This window comes from Solimonas flava DSM 18980 (genome assembly GCF_000426685.1).
In the GTDB taxonomy this organism is placed as follows: domain Bacteria; phylum Pseudomonadota; class Gammaproteobacteria; order Nevskiales; family Nevskiaceae; genus Solimonas; species Solimonas flava.
Map to the genome: position 1 here is coordinate 1 of NZ_AUFV01000024.1, position 15,904 is coordinate 15,904.

13 protein-coding genes and 1 tRNA gene are annotated in these 15,904 nt (G+C 64.1%); all 14 read right to left on the bottom strand.

Annotation, left to right across the window (positions count from 1 at the left end):
- On the bottom strand, window positions 1-95 hold a 95-nt coding region (locus K343_RS22785; RefSeq protein WP_043113128.1), incomplete at its 3' end, for a GTP-binding protein.
- A 52-nt stretch (window positions 96-147) separates the two neighbouring features.
- Window positions 148-2,238, bottom strand: coding sequence for an elongation factor G (gene fusA / locus K343_RS0117940; RefSeq protein WP_028009237.1), 2,091 nt, complete (start codon window positions 2,236-2,238; stop codon window positions 148-150).
- A gap of 69 nt (window positions 2,239-2,307) precedes the next feature.
- Window positions 2,308-2,781, bottom strand: a complete 474-nt coding sequence (gene rpsG / locus K343_RS0117945) for a 30S ribosomal protein S7 (RefSeq protein ID WP_020651300.1) — start codon at window positions 2,779-2,781, stop codon at window positions 2,308-2,310.
- Between the two features lie 71 nt (window positions 2,782-2,852).
- Window positions 2,853-3,260 carry a 30S ribosomal protein S12 gene (rpsL, locus tag K343_RS0117950; RefSeq protein WP_026353319.1) on the bottom strand — a complete coding sequence of 136 codons (408 nt, stop codon included), beginning with the start codon at window positions 3,258-3,260 and terminating at the stop codon, window positions 2,853-2,855.
- Between the two features lie 211 nt (window positions 3,261-3,471).
- On the bottom strand, window positions 3,472-7,734 hold the full coding sequence (rpoC, locus tag K343_RS0117955) for a DNA-directed RNA polymerase subunit beta' (RefSeq protein ID WP_043113129.1): 4,263 nt from the start codon (window positions 7,732-7,734) through the stop codon (window positions 3,472-3,474).
- 30 nt (window positions 7,735-7,764) lie between these two features.
- Window positions 7,765-11,913: a DNA-directed RNA polymerase subunit beta gene (gene rpoB, locus K343_RS0117960; protein WP_028009239.1), complete on the bottom strand. Its 4,149-nt coding sequence runs from the start codon at window positions 11,911-11,913 to the stop codon at window positions 7,765-7,767.
- Between the two features lie 187 nt (window positions 11,914-12,100).
- On the bottom strand, window positions 12,101-12,481 hold the full coding sequence (gene rplL, locus K343_RS0117965; protein WP_028009240.1) for a 50S ribosomal protein L7/L12: 381 nt from the start codon (window positions 12,479-12,481) through the stop codon (window positions 12,101-12,103).
- A 53-nt stretch (window positions 12,482-12,534) separates the two neighbouring features.
- Window positions 12,535-13,068, bottom strand: coding sequence for a 50S ribosomal protein L10 (gene rplJ, locus K343_RS0117970; RefSeq protein WP_020651305.1), 534 nt, complete (start codon window positions 13,066-13,068; stop codon window positions 12,535-12,537).
- Between the two features lie 279 nt (window positions 13,069-13,347).
- Entirely contained in the window at window positions 13,348-14,043 is a 696-nt protein-coding gene (gene rplA / locus K343_RS0117975; RefSeq protein WP_028009241.1) for a 50S ribosomal protein L1, read from the bottom strand.
- A gap of 3 nt (window positions 14,044-14,046) precedes the next feature.
- Window positions 14,047-14,478, bottom strand: a complete 432-nt coding sequence (gene rplK / locus K343_RS0117980) for a 50S ribosomal protein L11 (RefSeq protein ID WP_028009242.1) — start codon at window positions 14,476-14,478, stop codon at window positions 14,047-14,049.
- Window positions 14,479-14,700: 222 nt separating this feature from the next.
- On the bottom strand, window positions 14,701-15,234 hold the full coding sequence (nusG, locus tag K343_RS0117985; protein WP_026353320.1) for a transcription termination/antitermination protein NusG: 534 nt from the start codon (window positions 15,232-15,234) through the stop codon (window positions 14,701-14,703).
- Between the two features lie 2 nt (window positions 15,235-15,236).
- On the bottom strand, window positions 15,237-15,623 hold the full coding sequence (secE, locus tag K343_RS0117990; protein ID WP_028009243.1) for a preprotein translocase subunit SecE: 387 nt from the start codon (window positions 15,621-15,623) through the stop codon (window positions 15,237-15,239).
- A gap of 42 nt (window positions 15,624-15,665) precedes the next feature.
- A tRNA-Trp gene (locus tag K343_RS0117995) sits at window positions 15,666-15,741 on the bottom strand.
- Between the two features lie 69 nt (window positions 15,742-15,810).
- On the bottom strand, window positions 15,811-15,904 hold a 94-nt coding region (locus K343_RS24250), incomplete at its 5' end, for an EF-Tu C-terminal domain-related protein (protein WP_211226340.1).

Consider the following 15,904-nt stretch of genomic DNA (forward strand, 5'->3'; position numbering starts at 1 on the left):
AGCGCCGCCGTCGTCGTCGTCTTGCCGTGGTCAACGTGGCCAATCGTGCCCACGTTCACGTGCGGCTTCGTGCGTTCAAACTTACCCTTTGCCATGATCGCTTCCTCTACAAAATGCCTGATCAAGCGCCCGGTGGCGCCGCGATGATTACTTCTTGGTCAGAGCGGCGATGACATTCGCCGGCGCTTCCTGGTACTTCTTGAATTCCATGGTGTACGTCGCGCGTCCCTGGCTCTGCGAGCGCAGCGACGTCGAGTAACCGAACATCTCCGACAGCGGCACTTCGGCGCGGATGACCTTGGCGCCGTAGTTGTCTTCCATGCCGAGAATCATGCCGCGACGACGGTTGAGGTCGCCCATGACGTCGCCCATGTAGTCTTCCGGCGTCTCGACCTCGACCGCCATGATCGGCTCGAGGATCACCGGATTGGCCTTCTGGCAGCCATCCTTGAACGCCATCGACGCCGCGACGCGGAACGCGATTTCGCTGGAGTCGACGTCGTGGTACGAACCATCGAACAGCGTGATCTTGATGTCGACGACCGGGTAACCGGCCATGACACCGCTCTTGATCGCGTCCTTCAGGCCCTTGTCGACACCCGGGATGAATTCCTTCGGAATGACGCCGCCGACGATCGCGTTGACGAACTCGTAGCCCTTGCCCGGCTCCTGCGGCTCGATACGGAGCCACACGTGGCCGTACTGGCCCTTGCCGCCGGACTGCTTGGCGTACTTGCCTTCCTGCTCGACGCTCTTGCGGATCGTTTCGCGATAGGCCACCTGCGGCGCGCCGACGTTCGCCTCGACCTTGAACTCGCGCTTCATGCGGTCGACGAGAATTTCGAGATGGAGCTCGCCCATGCCCGAGATGATCGTCTGGCCGGTCTCCTCGTCGGTCTTGACGCGGAACGACGGGTCTTCCTGCGCGAGCTTGTTCAGCGCGATGCCCATCTTTTCCTGGTCAGCCTTGGTCTTCGGCTCGACGGCCTGGCTGATGACCGGCTCCGGGAACTCCATGCGCTCGAGGATGACCGGCTTGTCCTGCGCCGCCAGCGTCGTACCGGTGTAGACCTCCTTCAGGCCAACGCACGCGGCGATGTCGCCGGCGCGCACTTCATCGATTTCCTGACGCTCATTGGCGTGCATCTGCACCAGACGGCCGATGCGTTCGGTCTTGCCGCTGCGCGAGTTGTAGACGCTGTCGCCCTTCTTCAGCACGCCCGAGTAGACGCGGATGAAGGTCAGCTGGCCGACGAACGGATCGGTCATGATCTTGAAGCCGAGCGCCGAAAACGGCTCGTTGTCGTCGGCATGACGCTCGACCGGCTCGCCGCTCTCGGCGTCCTCGCCCTTGATGGCCGGTACTTCGGTCGGCGACGGCAGATACTCGATGACGGCATCGAGCATGGCCTGCACGCCCTTGTTCTTGAAGGCCGAGCCGCACAGCATCGGCACGATCTCAAGCGCGATCGTGCGCTGGCGCAGCGCGCGCTTGATCTCTTCCTCGGAGAGGTCGCCCTCTTCGAGGTACTTGTTCATCAGCTCTTCCGAGGCCTCGGCCGCGGACTCGACCATCTTCTCGCGCCACTCCTTGGCGGTCGCGACGAGGTCGGCCGGAATCTCGGCGTATTCGAACTTCATTCCCTGGGACGCTTCATCCCAGACAACCGCCTTCATCTTGACGAGATCGACGACGCCCTGGAACTTGTCCTCGGCACCGATCGGAATGACGATCGGCACCGGGTTGGCCCGGAGCTTCTCCTTCATCTGCTTGTAGACCTTGAAGAAGTCGGCGCCGGTGCGGTCCATCTTGTTGACGAACGCAAGGCGCGGAACGCCGTACTTCGTGGCCTGGCGCCACACGGTCTCGGACTGCGGCTGCACGCCGCCGACGGCGCAATACAGCATGCACGCACCGTCGAGCACGCGCATCGAACGCTCGACTTCGATCGTGAAGTCAACGTGTCCGGGGGTGTCGATGATGTTGATGCGGTGCTGCTCGAACTGGTTGCCCATGCCACGCCAGAACGTGGTGGTCGCCGCCGAGGTGATGGTGATGCCGCGTTCCTGCTCCTGCTCCATCCAGTCCATCGTGGCAGCGCCATCGTGGACCTCGCCGAGCTTGTGGTTGACGCCCGTGTAGAACAGGACGCGCTCGGTCGTGGTGGTCTTGCCGGCGTCGATATGCGCCGAAATGCCGATGTTGCGGTAACGCTCGATGGGCGTCGTGCGGGCCATGTCAGGAACTCGTTTCTAAGCGGGCTCCCGAATATGAGGTCGGAAGCCCGCTATGCAATGGAAAAGGGCTTACCAGCGGAAGTGCGCAAAGGCCTTGTTGGCCTCCGCCATCTTGTGCGTGTCTTCGCGCTTCTTGACCGCGGCGCCACGGTGCTCGGCGGCGTCGATCAGCTCACCGGCGAGACGGTTCTCCATGCCCTGCTCGCCGCGCGCCGAAGCGGCGGCGATGACCCAGCGCATCGCCAGCGTGGTGCGGCGGCTGGCGCGAACTTCGACCGGAACCTGATAGGTCGCACCGCCGACGCGCCGGCTCTTGACCTCGACCGTCGGCGCAACGTTGTCGAACGCCTGCTGCAGGAACTCGACCGGCGCTTCGACCTTCTTCTTGGTGGCGATCTGATCGAGCGCCCCGTAGACGATCTTCTCGGCGACGGCCTTCTTGCCGTCCTCCATCACCATGTTGACGAACTTGGAGACCAGTTCGCTCTTGAACTTGGGATCGGGAAGAACCTTGCGGATCTCGGGCTTGCGACGACGGGACATGACTTAAATCCTGGTATGGGCTTCAGGCTCGAAAAATTCGAGCCTTACTCGGGCCGACGGGCGGCCCGGCTTTACTTCTTCTTGCCGCCGGCCGCGGGGGCGCCGCCAGCCTTCGGACGCTTGGCGCCGTACTTCGAACGGCTCTGGCGACGCTTGTCGATGCCGGCGCAGTCGAGCGCACCGCGAACGGTGTGGTAGCGGACGCCGGGAAGATCTTTGACACGGCCGCCGCGGATCATGACGACCGAGTGCTCCTGCAGATTGTGGCCTTCGCCACCGATGTAGGAGATGACTTCGAAGCCGTTGGTCAGGCGCACCTTGCAAACCTTGCGCAGGGCCGAGTTCGGCTTCTTCGGCGTCGTCGTGTAGACGCGGGTGCAGACGCCGCGCTTCTGCGGCGAACCGGTGAGCGCAGGCACTTTGCTCTTGGTCGCTTCGACAGAGCGGCCCTTGCGCACTAACTGGTTGACTGTTGGCACGTTGGAACTTCCCGGCTTGACAAAGAAAGGACGCACCGCCACACAGGCGGCCGTCGGGAAAGGGCGCGCATCATAAAGGGGGTCGGCTGCAGAGTCAATGACATTCTCGTGTCAAGCCTCGCGCCGGCGGCGGACTGCGCCCGAAAGCGTCCGCCGGCCTGCCGGCCCCGCATCTCGCGGGGCCGGCAGACTCAACTGCCTGCAACGGCATTTACTCGTCGCTGCCGCCTTCGTCGGCCGCTTCCTCATGGTCCGCGTCGTCGCCGGCGGTCGTCGCGCGGGACACCACGCGATCGGCGCTGGTGGCGTCGAAGCTGCCCGTCGAGGTCAGGGCTGCCGCCTGCAGGTCGGCCAGCAGGCTGCCACCACGCGCCCGACGACGCTGCTCGTGGTAGGCGAGGCCCGTGCCGGCCGGGATCAGGCGACCGACGATGACGTTCTCCTTCAGGCCGCGCAGCTCGTCGCGCGAGCCGCGCACCGAAGCTTCGGTGAGCACGCGCGTCGTTTCCTGGAACGAAGCCGCCGAGATGAACGACTCGGTCGACAGCGAGGCCTTGGTGATGCCGAGCAGCTGGCGCTCGAACTTCGCGGCACGCTCGCCCTTGCCCGTCAGACGCTTGTTCTCGGCGAGGACCTGGAAGATCTCGACCTGCTCGCCCTGCAGGAACTTCGAATCGCCCGGCTCGGCGATCTCGACCTTGCGCAGCATCTGACGAACGATCGTCTCGATGTGCTTGTCGTTGATCTTCACGCCCTGCAGGCGGTAGACGTCCTGGATTTCCTTGACGAGATAGTTCGCCAGCGCCGTGACGCCCTGCAGGCGCAGGATGTCGTGCGGGCTCGGCTCGCCGTCGGAGATGATTTCGCCCTGCTCGACGGTTTCACCTTCGAACACGCGGATTTCAACCCACTTCGGCACGAGGATTTCGGCCTCGGAGCCGTCGGTACGGACGATCTTGATGCGCTGCTTGCCCTTGGTGCCCGGACCGAACTTGATCGTGCCGGTGGTCTCGGCGAGCACCGCCGGCTCCTTCGGCTTGCGCGCCTCGAACAGGTCGGCGACGCGCGGCAGACCGCCGGTGATGTCGCGCGACTTCGACGCTTCCTGCGGAATGCGCGCGATCGTGCCGCCGACGCCGACTTCGTCGCCGTCCTCGACCGCGACGATCGCCTTCGGCGGCAGCGTGTAGGCGGCCGGAATGTCGGTGCCCGGGAAGGTCAGCTGCTTGCCCTTGGCGTCGACCAGGATGATCGTCGGCTTGAGGTCCTTGGCCGCCGAACCGCGCGCCTTGGCCTCGGTCACGACACGGGTCGACACGCCGGTGAGCGGATCGGTCTCGCGCGTCACGGTCAGGCCTTCGGTGAAGTCCTGCAGCTTCACGAAACCCGACAGCTCGGTGACGATCGGATGCGTGTGCGGGTCCCACTTGGCCAGACGCGTACCGCCCTTCACCTCGTCGCCGTCGCGCACCATGATGTGCGCGCCGTACGGGATCTTGTAGCGCTCACGCTCGCGCCCATTGGCGTCGATGATGCCGATTTCGCCCGAACGCGAGACGGCGACCAGCTCGCCTTCCTTGGTGACGACCGTCTTCAGGTTGTGCACGCGCACCGTACCGGCCGCGCGCGAGTCGACGCCGTCCGCCGAAGCCGCACGCGAAGCCGCGCCGCCGACGTGGAAGGTACGCATGGTCAGCTGCGTGCCCGGCTCGCCGATCGACTGCGCGGCGATGACGCCGACCGCTTCGCCGATGTTGACGAGGTGGCCGCGCGCCAGATCGCGGCCGTAGCACTTGCCGCAGACGCCGAACGGCAGTTCGCAGGTGATCGGCGAACGGACCCAGATCTCGTCGATCGAGTTCTTCTCGAGCGTATCCGCCCACTTCTCGTCGATCATCGTGCCGGCCGGGATCACGACCTCGTCGCTGCCCGGCTTGTAGGCGTCGCGCAGCGTGACGCGGCCGAGCACGCGGTCGCGCAGCGCCTCGAGCACGTCGCCGCCTTCGACGATCGGCATCATCAGCAGGCCCTGCTCGGTACCGCAGTCCTCGCCGGTGACGACCATGTCCTGCGCGACGTCGACCAGACGGCGCGTCAGGTAGCCCGAGTTCGCGGTCTTCAACGCGGTGTCGGCCAGACCCTTGCGGGCGCCGTGCGTCGAGATGAAGTACTGCAGAACGTTGAGGCCTTCGCGGAAGTTCGCGGTGATCGGCGTCTCGATGATCGAGCCGTCCGGCTTGGCCATCAGGCCGCGCATGCCGGCGAGCTGACGGATCTGCGCCTGGCTACCACGGGCGCCCGAGTCGGCCATCATGAACACCGAGTTGAACGACGGCTGCTTCACTTCCTTGCCGTCGGCGGTCTTGGCGACCTCCGAACCGATCTGCGCCATCATCGCGCGCGAGATGTCGTCGTTGGCGCGCGACCAGATGTCGATGACGCGGTTCTTGCGCTCGCCGCCGGTGGTCAGACCCTGGTTGTACTCGGTGTCGACCTCCTTCACCTTGGCCTCGGCCTGCTCCAGGATCTTGGCCTTCTCGGCCGGGATCATGATGTCGTCGAGGCAGAACGAGATGCCGGCCTTGGTCGACATGCGGAAGCCGGTGTACATCATCTGGTCGGCGAAGATCACCGTGTCCTTCGTGCCGCAGCGGCGGTACACGTAGTTGATGACGCGCGAGATCTCCTTCTTGGTCATCGTCTTGTTGATGACCGCCAGCGGCACGCCCTTCGGCAGTACTTCGGACAGCAGGGCGCGGCCGACCGTGGTGTCGACGAGATGGAACATCTCCTCGCCGCCAACCTCCGTGTAGTCATGCAGGCGGACCTTGATCTTGGCCTGCAGGTCGACGACACCGTTCTCGTAGGCGCGATGCACTTCGGCAACGTCCGAGAACACCATGCCCTCGCCCTTGGCACCGACGCGCTCGCGGCTCATCCAGTACAGACCGAGGACGACGTCCTGCGACGGCACGATGATCGGATCGCCCGAGGCCGGCGACAGGATGTTGTTGGTCGACATCATCAGCACACGCGCTTCGAGCTGCGCTTCGAGCGACAGCGGCACGTGCACGGCCATCTGGTCACCGTCGAAGTCGGCATTGAAGGCCGTGCAGACGAGCGGGTGCAGGTTGATGGCCTTGCCTTCGATCAGCAGCGGTTCGAAGGCCTGGATGCCGAGACGGTGCAGCGTCGGCGCGCGGTTCAGCAGGACCGGGTGCTCCTTGATGCACTCTTCGAGCGCGTCCCAGACCTGCGGCTCTTCGCGCTCGACCATCTTCTTCGCCGCCTTGATGGTGGTGGCGATGCCGAGGCGCTGCAGACGCGAGAACACGAACGGCTTGAACAGCTCGAGCGCCATCTTCTTCGGCAGGCCGCACTGGTGCAGCTTCAGCGTCGGGCCGACCACGATGACCGAACGGCCGGAGTAGTCGACGCGCTTGCCGAGCAGGTTCTGGCGGAAGCGGCCCTGCTTGCCCTTGATCATGTCGGCGAGCGACTTGAGCGGGCGCTTGTTGGTGCCGGTGATCGCGCGGCCGCGGCGGCCGTTGTCGATCAGCGCGTCAACCGATTCCTGCAGCATGCGCTTTTCGTTGCGCACGATGATGTCCGGCGCCGACAGCTCGAGCAGGCGCTTGAGACGGTTGTTGCGGTTGATGACGCGGCGATACAGATCGTTGAGGTCGGACGTCGCGAAGCGACCGCCGTCGAGCGGCACCAGCGGGCGCAGATCCGGCGGCAGCACCGGCAGCACCGTGAGGATCATCCACTCCGGCTTGTTGTTCGACTGGATGAAGTACTCGATCAGCTTGAGGCGCTTCGCGTACTTCTTGATCTTGGTTTCCGAGCTCGTCGTGTTCAGCTCTTCGCGGAGCTTGGCGGCCTCGGTCTGCAGGTCGATGCCGCGCAGCAGGTCGCGCACGGCTTCGGCGCCCATGCGGGCATCGAAGTCGTCACCGTACTGCTCGACCGAATTGAGGTAATCCTCCTCGGTCAGCAGCTGGCCGCGTTCCAGCGGCGTCAGGCCCGGATCGACGACGATGTGGGCTTCGAAATACAGCACGCGCTCGATCGCGCGCAGCGGCATGTCGAGCAGCAGGCCGATACGGCTCGGCAGCGACTTCAGGAACCAGATGTGGGCGACGGGCGACGCCAGGTCGATATGACCCATGCGCTCGCGACGGACCTTGGCGACCGTGACCTCGACGCCGCACTTCTCGCAGACCACGCCGCGGTGCTTGAGGCGCTTGTACTTGCCGCACAGGCACTCGTAGTCCTTGATCGGTCCGAAGATCTTCGCGCAGAACAGGCCGTCGCGTTCGGGCTTGAACGTGCGGTAGTTGATCGTCTCAGGCTTCTTGACCTCGCCGTACGACCAAGAGCGCACCGTCTCCGGCGACGCGAGGCCGATCTTGATGGCGTCGAAGTCTTCCGCTTCCTCGGGGTTGCGGATCAGGTTGAACAAATCTTTCATCATTAACTCCTGAATTCGTTCGTTCGACGCTTACTGGTTCTGTTCCAGCTCGATGTTGAGACCGATCGAGCGGATTTCCTTGACCAGCACGTTGAACGATTCCGGCATGCCCGCGACCATGCGGTGGTCGCCGTCGACGATCGACTTGTACATGCGCGTACGGCCGTTGGTGTCGTCGGACTTCACCGTCAGCATTTCCTGCAGCGTATACGCCGCGCCGTAGGCCTCGAGCGCCCAGACTTCCATCTCACCGAAGCGCTGGCCGCCGAACTGCGCCTTGCCGCCCAGCGGCTGCTGGGTGACGAGCGAGTACGGACCGGTCGAACGCGCGTGCATCTTGTCGTCGACCAGGTGGTTCAGCTTGAGGTAGTACATGTAGCCGACGGTGATCGGACGCGAGAACAGCTCGCCGGTGCGGCCGTCCGTCAGCTGCGCCTGGCCGCTGCGCGGCAGGCCGGCCAGCTCGAGCAGATCCTTGATCTCCTGTTCGGCCGCGCCGTCGAACACCGGCGTCGACACCGGCAGGCCGCCGGTGAGGTTCTTGGCCAGATTGACGACTTCCTCGTCGCTCAGCTCGTCGACTTCGACGTCGGCCTTGCCGCCGGTCTTGTTGTAGATGCGGTCGAGGAACTTGCGCAGTTCGGCGATCGACTTCTGCTGCTTGAGCATTTCGTCGATCTTCTTGCCGATGCCCTTGGCGGCCCAGCCGAGATGCACTTCGAGCAGCTGGCCGATGTTCATGCGCGAAGGCACGCCCAGCGGGTTCAGCACGATATCGACCGGCGTGCCGTCTTCCATGTGCGGCATGTCTTCGACCGGCACGATCTGCGAGATCACGCCCTTGTTGCCGTGGCGGCCGGCCATCTTGTCGCCCGGCTGGATGCGGCGCTTCACGGCCAGGTAGACCTTGACCATCTTCAGCACGCCCGGCGAGAGCTCGTCGCCCGACTGGATCTTGCGCTTCTTGTCCTCGAAGCGCTTGTCGAACTCCGAACGCATGTCGCGCAGCTGCTTGTTGGCGGCTTCGAGCTGGTTCTGCACCTCGTCTTCGGCGAGGCGGATCTCGAACCACTTCTCGCGCTCGATCGAATCCAGATACTCGGCGTCGACCTTGGCGCCCTTCTTCAGCTTGTTCGGGCCACCGTCGGCGCTCTTGCCGAGCAGGATCTTGCGCAGACGATCATAGATGTCGTCCTCGAAGATGCGCTGCTGGTCGGCGAGGTCCTTGCGGACCGCGGCCAGTTCGGCCTCTTCGATCGCCAGCGCGCGCTTGTCCTTCTTGACGCCTTCGCGGGTGAACACGCGGACGTCGATCACCGTGCCGTCCATGCCGGCCGGCACGCGCAGCGAGGTGTCCTTCACGTCGGACGCCTTCTCGCCGAAGATCGCGCGCAGCAGCTTCTCTTCCGGCGTCAGCTGGGTTTCGCCCTTCGGGGTGACCTTGCCGCAGAGCAGATCGCCGGCCTTCACTTCGGCGCCGATGTAGACGATGCCCGACTCGTCGAGCTTGCGCAGCGCGGCTTCGTTGACGTTCGGGATGTCGGCGGTGATTTCCTCCGGCCCGAGCTTGGTCTCGCGCGCGACGCAGGTCAGCTCTTCGATGTGGATCGTCGTGAAGCGGTCTTCCTCGACGACGCGTTCCGAGATCAGGATCGAGTCTTCGAAGTTGTAGCCGTTCCACGGCATGAACGCGATCAGCATGTTCTGACCGAGCGCGAGCTCGCCGAGATCGGTCGACGGACCGTCGGCGACGACGTCGCCGCGCGCGATCTTGTCGCCCGGCTTGACGATCGGCTTCTGGTTGATGCACGTGTTCTGGTTCGAACGCACGTACTTCACCAGGTTGTAGATGTCGACGCCCGCTTCACCCGGCTGCGTCTCCTCGTCGTTGACGCGGATGACGATACGCGCAGCGTCGACCTTCTCGACCACACCGCCACGCTTGGCCTGGATGGCGTTGCCGGAGTCGACGGCGACGCGGCGCTCGATGCCGGTGCCGACCAGCGGCTTGTCGGCGCGCAGCGTCGGCACCGCCTGACGCTGCATGTTCGAACCCATCAGCGCGCGGTTGGCGTCGTCGTGCTCGAGGAACGGAATCAGCGCGGCGGCAACCGACACGATCTGGCGCGGCGACACGTCCATGTACTGGACCTTGTCACCGGTCATCATCGTGAATTCGTTCTGGAAGCGCACCGAGACCAGGTCCGCCGTGAACTCGTTCTTGGCGTTCAGCTCGGAGTTCGCCTGGGCGATGACGTAACGGCCTTCCTCGATCGCCGACAGATATTCGACTTCGTCGGTGACCTTGCCGTCGACGACCTTGCGGTACGCGGTTTCGAGGAATCCGTACTCGTTGGTACGCGCATAGCAGGCCAGCGAGTTGATCAGGCCGATGTTCGGACCTTCCGGCGTTTCGATCGGGCAGACGCGGCCGTAGTGCGTGGTGTGCACGTCGCGGACTTCGAAGCCGGCGCGCTCGCGGGTCAGACCGCCCGGTCCGAGGGCGGACACGCGACGCTTGTGCGTGACCTCCGACAGCGGGTTGTTCTGGTCCATGAACTGCGACAGCTGGCTCGAACCGAAGAACTCCTTGATCGCCGCCGACACCGGCTTGGCGTTGATCAGATCCTGCGGCGTCAGGTTCTCGGCCTCGGCCAGCGCCAGGCGCTCGCGCACGGCGCGCTCGACGCGCACCAGGCCGGTACGGAACACATTCTCGGTCATTTCGCCGACCGCGCGAATGCGACGGTTGCCGAGGTGGTCGATATCGTCGGTCTGCTGTTCGCCGTTACGGATCGCGATGATCTCGCGGATCACGTCGACGATGTCCGAATGGGCCTTGCCGTACTTGGCGAACAGGTCCTTCGAGAAGTCGTCGGTGAACTTGCTGAACAGCTCGCCGTCGTAGACCACGCCCGGGCCTTCGACGGTGTCGCGGCGCAGGCGGCGGTTGAACTTCATGCGGCCGACCGCCGACAGGTCGTACTTGTCCGGCGAGAAGAACATGCCGTGGAACAGCGCCTCGGCGGCATCCTTCGTCGGCGGCTCGCCCGGGCGCATCATGCGGTAGATTTCGACCAGCGCTTCGAGCTTGGTCTTGCTCGGGTCGATGTTCAGCGTCGTCGAGATGTACGGGCCCTTGTCGACGTCGTTGATGTACAGCGTCGGCAGCTGCTTGATACCCGACTCGCGCAGCTTCGCGAGCAGGTTCTGCGTCAGCTCGGTGTTGGCGGCGGCGACGATCTCGCCGGTGCCCGGCGCGACCAGATCGCGGGCAACGGTCTTGCCCACCAGGTAGCTGTCCGGCACCGTGAGCTTCTTGAGGTTGGCCTCGGCGATCAGCTTGATGTGCCGCGCCGTGATCAGCTTGCCTTCCTCGACCAGCGTCTTGCCCTCGGCGACGATGTCGAACTGCGCCTTCTCGCCCTTCAGGCGTTCCGGGATCAGGTCGATCGTGGCGCCGTCCTTCTCGAGCGCGAAGACGTTCTGCTCGTGGAACATCGCGAGCATCTGCTCGTTGTTGTAGCCGAGCGCGCGCAGCAGGATCGTCACCGGCAGCTTGCGGCGACGATCGATACGGGCGAACAGGTTGTCCTTCGGGTCGAACTCGAAGTCCAGCCACGAGCCGCGATACGGAATAATGCGGGCGCTGTACAGCAGCTTGCCCGAGCTGTGCGTCTTGCCCTTGTCGTGGTCGAAGAACACACCCGGCGAGCGATGCAGCTGCGAAACGACGACGCGCTCGGTGCCGTTGATGATGAAGGTGCCGTGATCGGTCATCAGCGGCACTTCGCCGAGGTAGACCTCCTGCTCGCGGACGTCCTTGACACGCTTTTCCTTCGATTCGCGATCGAAGATCACCAGGCGCACCGTGACTTTCAGCGGCGCGGCGTAGGTCATGCCGCGCACGCGGCATTCCTTCTCGTCGAACGCCGGCTCGTCGAAGCGGTACTTGACGAACTCCAGCGCGGCAGCGCCGTTGTACGACGTCATCGGAAACACCGACTTGAACGAGGCTTGCAGGCCGTTATCCTTGCGCCTCGACGGCTGCGTCTCGGCTTGCAGGAAGTGGCGATAGGAGTCGATCTGCGTTGCCAGCAGATACGGGATTTCCAGCGTTTCCTTCAGCTTGCTGAAGTCCTTGCGGATACGCTTCTTCTCGGTGAACGAGTAGGCCATCGGTTACCTCTGTCGTCAGATGCGCTTGCGCGCCTCGAAAAATTCAAACATTTGGCAGCGACACGCCAAAGGTTTGAATTCTTCCTCTAGCGGCGAAAGGCCGGGGGCCCAGAAACACCTTCCTGGGGCCCCCAGCCTTCGCCACAACCACTTCGAAGTCGCCTTCGAAAGCAATGCGTCGGTCGGCTTACTTCAGCTCGACCTTGCCGCCGCCCTCTTCCAGCTTCTTCTTGATGTCTTCGGCCGTCTTCTTGTCGACGCCTTCCTTGACGGTCTGCGGCGCGCCTTCGACCAAGTCCTTGGCTTCCTTGAGGCCCAGACCGGTGATTTCGCGCACGACCTTGATGACGTTGACCTTCTTCGCGGCGTCGACGGCGGTGAGGACGACCGTGAACTCGGTCTTCTCTTCCGCGGCCGGAGCAGCGGCGGCGGCCGGGCCGGCGGCCGCAACGGCGACCGGGGCGGCGGCGGTGACGCCGAACTTGTCTTCGATCATCTTGACCAGGTCAACCAGATCCAGAACGGACAGGTTGGCAATGCCGTCAAGAATTTCTTCTTTCGTAGCCATTTTCAAAAAACTCCAAATTAAAGTGTGGAAAGCCTAAATGGGGAACTGAACGCTTATGCCGATTCGCCCTGCTTGGCATCGGCCACGGCCTTGACGGCACGTGCAGCCTTCGTCGGGACTTCCGCCAGGACGCGCGCGAGCTTGCCAACCGGCGCCTTGAGCGTGCCCGCCAGGATGGCGAGGGCCTGCTCACGGGTCGGCATCGACGCCAGACGCTCGATGTCCTTGGCCCCGTAGAGGGTGCCGCCGACCGCGATCGCCTTGACGACGAGCTTCTCGTTGTCCTTGGCAAAGTCCTTGATGACGCGACCCACCGCACCCGGATCCTCGAGCGAGAAACCGAGAACGAGCGGGCCGACCAGCGCAGTCTTCAGGCACTCGAAATCCGTGCCCTCGACGGCCCGCGAGGCCAGCGTGTTCTTGACGACGTGCAGATAGACACCGTTGGCACGGGCCTTCGCACGCAGTTCATCGAACTTGCCGGCCGTCAGGCCGCGATATTCGGCAGCAACGGCCGAGTACGCGCGCTTGGCGACTTCGTTCACTTCCGCAACCAGGGCCTTCTTGTCATCCAGCCTGAGAGCCATCAGAACTCCTAGTTGCTTCACAAAAAACGGTTCTTTCCTTGCGGTCCAAACCGACCTATCTACGACAGCGGCCTACGCCGGCCTTTAATGCCCTTCGCGCGAACGCTCCGGGCCACTGACGGTCTTCGATGCGAGGCTTGCGCCACACTTCAAAGCTCTTGCTGCATCGGCGGCCTTGCCGCACCGCCGAGCGAAATTTCAAAACAGCCCCAACAACCACGTACCGCTTGCTGCGTGCGGCCGGCCCAATGGGCCGGCCGGATCACCGGCGTCCGGCGATCACTCCGGCAGCGAGCCCACGTCGACGCGGACACCCGGGCCCATCGTCGTCGACAGCGTGACCTTCTTGATGTACACGCCCTTGCTGCTCGACGGCTTGGCCCTGCGCACATCGCGCACGACCGCGATCAGGTTGTCCTTGATCTTGTCGGTGTCGAAGTCGGCCGCGGCGATCGCGCAGTGCACGATGCCAGCCTTGTCGGTACGGAACTTGGCCATACCGGCCTTGGCGTTCTTGACCGCGCCCGCCACGTCCGGCGTGACCGTGCCGGTCTTCGGGTTCGGCATCAGGCCGCGCGGGCCGAGCAGCTGGCCCAGCGCACCGACGACGCGCATGGCGGCCGGCTCGGCAATGATGACCTGGTAGTTCAGCTCGCCGGCCTTCATCTTGGCGGCGAGGTCATCCATGCCGACCGCATCGGCACCGGCAGCCTTGGCCTCTTCGGCCTTGGCGCCCTGCGCGAACACGGCGACGCGGACCGACTTGCCGTTGCCGTGCGGCAGCACGGTCGAGCCGCGGACGTTCTGGTCCGACTTCTTGGCGTCGATGCCGAGGTTGATCGACATGTCGACCGATTCCTTGAACTTCGACGTCGCGCATTCCTTGACGAGCTTGATGGCCTCGTCGAGGCTGTAGACCTTGCCCGGAGCGATCTTGCCGGCGAGGGCCTTCTGCTTCTTGGTGATCTTCGCCATGGCTTACTTCTCCACCACTTCGATGCCCATCGAGCGGGCGGAACCGGCGATCAGACGCATGGCGGTTTCCATGCTGCCCGCGTTCAGGTCCGGCATCTTCACCTTGGCGATCTCTTCGACCTGCTGCTTGGTGATCTTGCCGACCTTCTTGGTGTGCGGCGTCGGCGAACCGGACTCGATGCCGGCGGCCTTCTTGATCAGCACCGTCGCCGGCGGCGTCTTGGTGATGAACGTGAACGAACGGTCCGAATAGACCGTGATCACGACCGGCGTCGGGATGCCCGGCTCCAGCTTCTGCGTCGCAGCATTGAACTGCTTGCAGAATTCCATGATGTTGACGCCGTTCTGACCGAGCGCCGGACCGACCGGCGGGGCCGGATTGGCCTTGCCTGCAGGAATCTGCAGCTTGATGTAGGCCGTTACCTTCTTTGCCATGACTTACTCCAAAGTGGGTGCGAACGCCTGATTAGGGCTCCCCGGTTTTTCGAAGCCCTGCGGGAGCGGCTCCGTCCTGAAACTGTGCGACTCAATGGAGTCGCTGCGCCTCGGCGCTGCCATCCTTGGCGCGACCTCGTTGCGGCGAGGGACGCCCAGCCGCGCCATCCTTGGCGCGGCGTTCGCAGTTCCGGAGTGCCATTCAAGGCACTCCGGAACGGCTCACCCCTTCTCGACCTGCGAGAACTCGAGGTCGACAGGGGTCGAACGCCCGAAGATCAGCACCGCCACACGCAGGCGGTTCTTCTCGTAGTTGACCTCTTCGACGACGCCCTGGAAGTCCGCGAACGGACCTTCCTTGACGCGCACCGATTCGCCCGGCTCGAACAGCGTCTTCGGACGCGGCTTCTCGACGGATTCGGTGACGCGGTTGAGGATGCGCTCGGCTTCCTTGTCGCTGATCGGCGCCGGCTTGTCCGGCGTACCGCCGATGAAGCCCATGACTTTCGGCGTCGACTTGACGAGGTGCCAGGTGTCCTCGTTCATGTCCATCTGCACCAGGACGTAGCCCGGGAAGAACTTGCGTTCGGTGGTGCGCTTGACGCCTTCCTTGATCTCGACGACCTCTTCGGTCGGCACCAGGATGTCGCCGAAGTGATCCTGCAGCCCGGCGCGTCCGATGCGCTCCTTGAGCGCCTTCATCACCGAGTTCTCGTACTGAGAATAGGCGTGCACCACGTACCAACGCATCGCCATCGTCAGACTCCTCGTCCGGTCAGGGTTTCGACGCCCCACAGCAGCAGCGAATCGAGCCCCCACAGCAGCAAGGCCATGACCAGCACGACCAGCGCAATCATCAGCGTCGTCTGCACGCTTTCCTGCCGGGTCGGCCAGACCACCTTGCGCAGTTCGACGCGGGCGCCGCTGACATAGCCCCAGAGGTCGCGGCCGATCGCCGTCTGGTAGCCGAGCGCGAGCGTCGCGCCCAGGCCGGCCAGCAGGATCAGGGTGCGAACGAAGGCATTGAGCTGGCCTTCGAAGTAATAGAACGCGAACATGCCGCCGAGCAGAGCCGCGGCAGCAATGATCAGAAAAACCGTGTCCTTGTGGGAGGATCCGGCTTTCTCGGTGGTTTGGGCTTCCATCGAACTCGTCTTAGGCCCGCAGTTTCAAAGGCCACGCTTGCGTGGCAGGGCGGGAGGGTTTCGAACCCCCAACCTGCGGTTTTGGAGACCGCCGCTCTACCAGTTGAGCTACCGCCCTGTATTTACCGCAGGAAAGCCAAAAAGGGGCGCGGATTTTAGGCAATCCGCGCCCGGAAGTCAAACCCGCTTACGCCAGGATCTTGGTGACAACGCCGGCGCCGACCGTGCGGCCGCCTTCGCGAATCGCGAAGCGCACGCCGTCTTCCATCGCGATCGGCGAG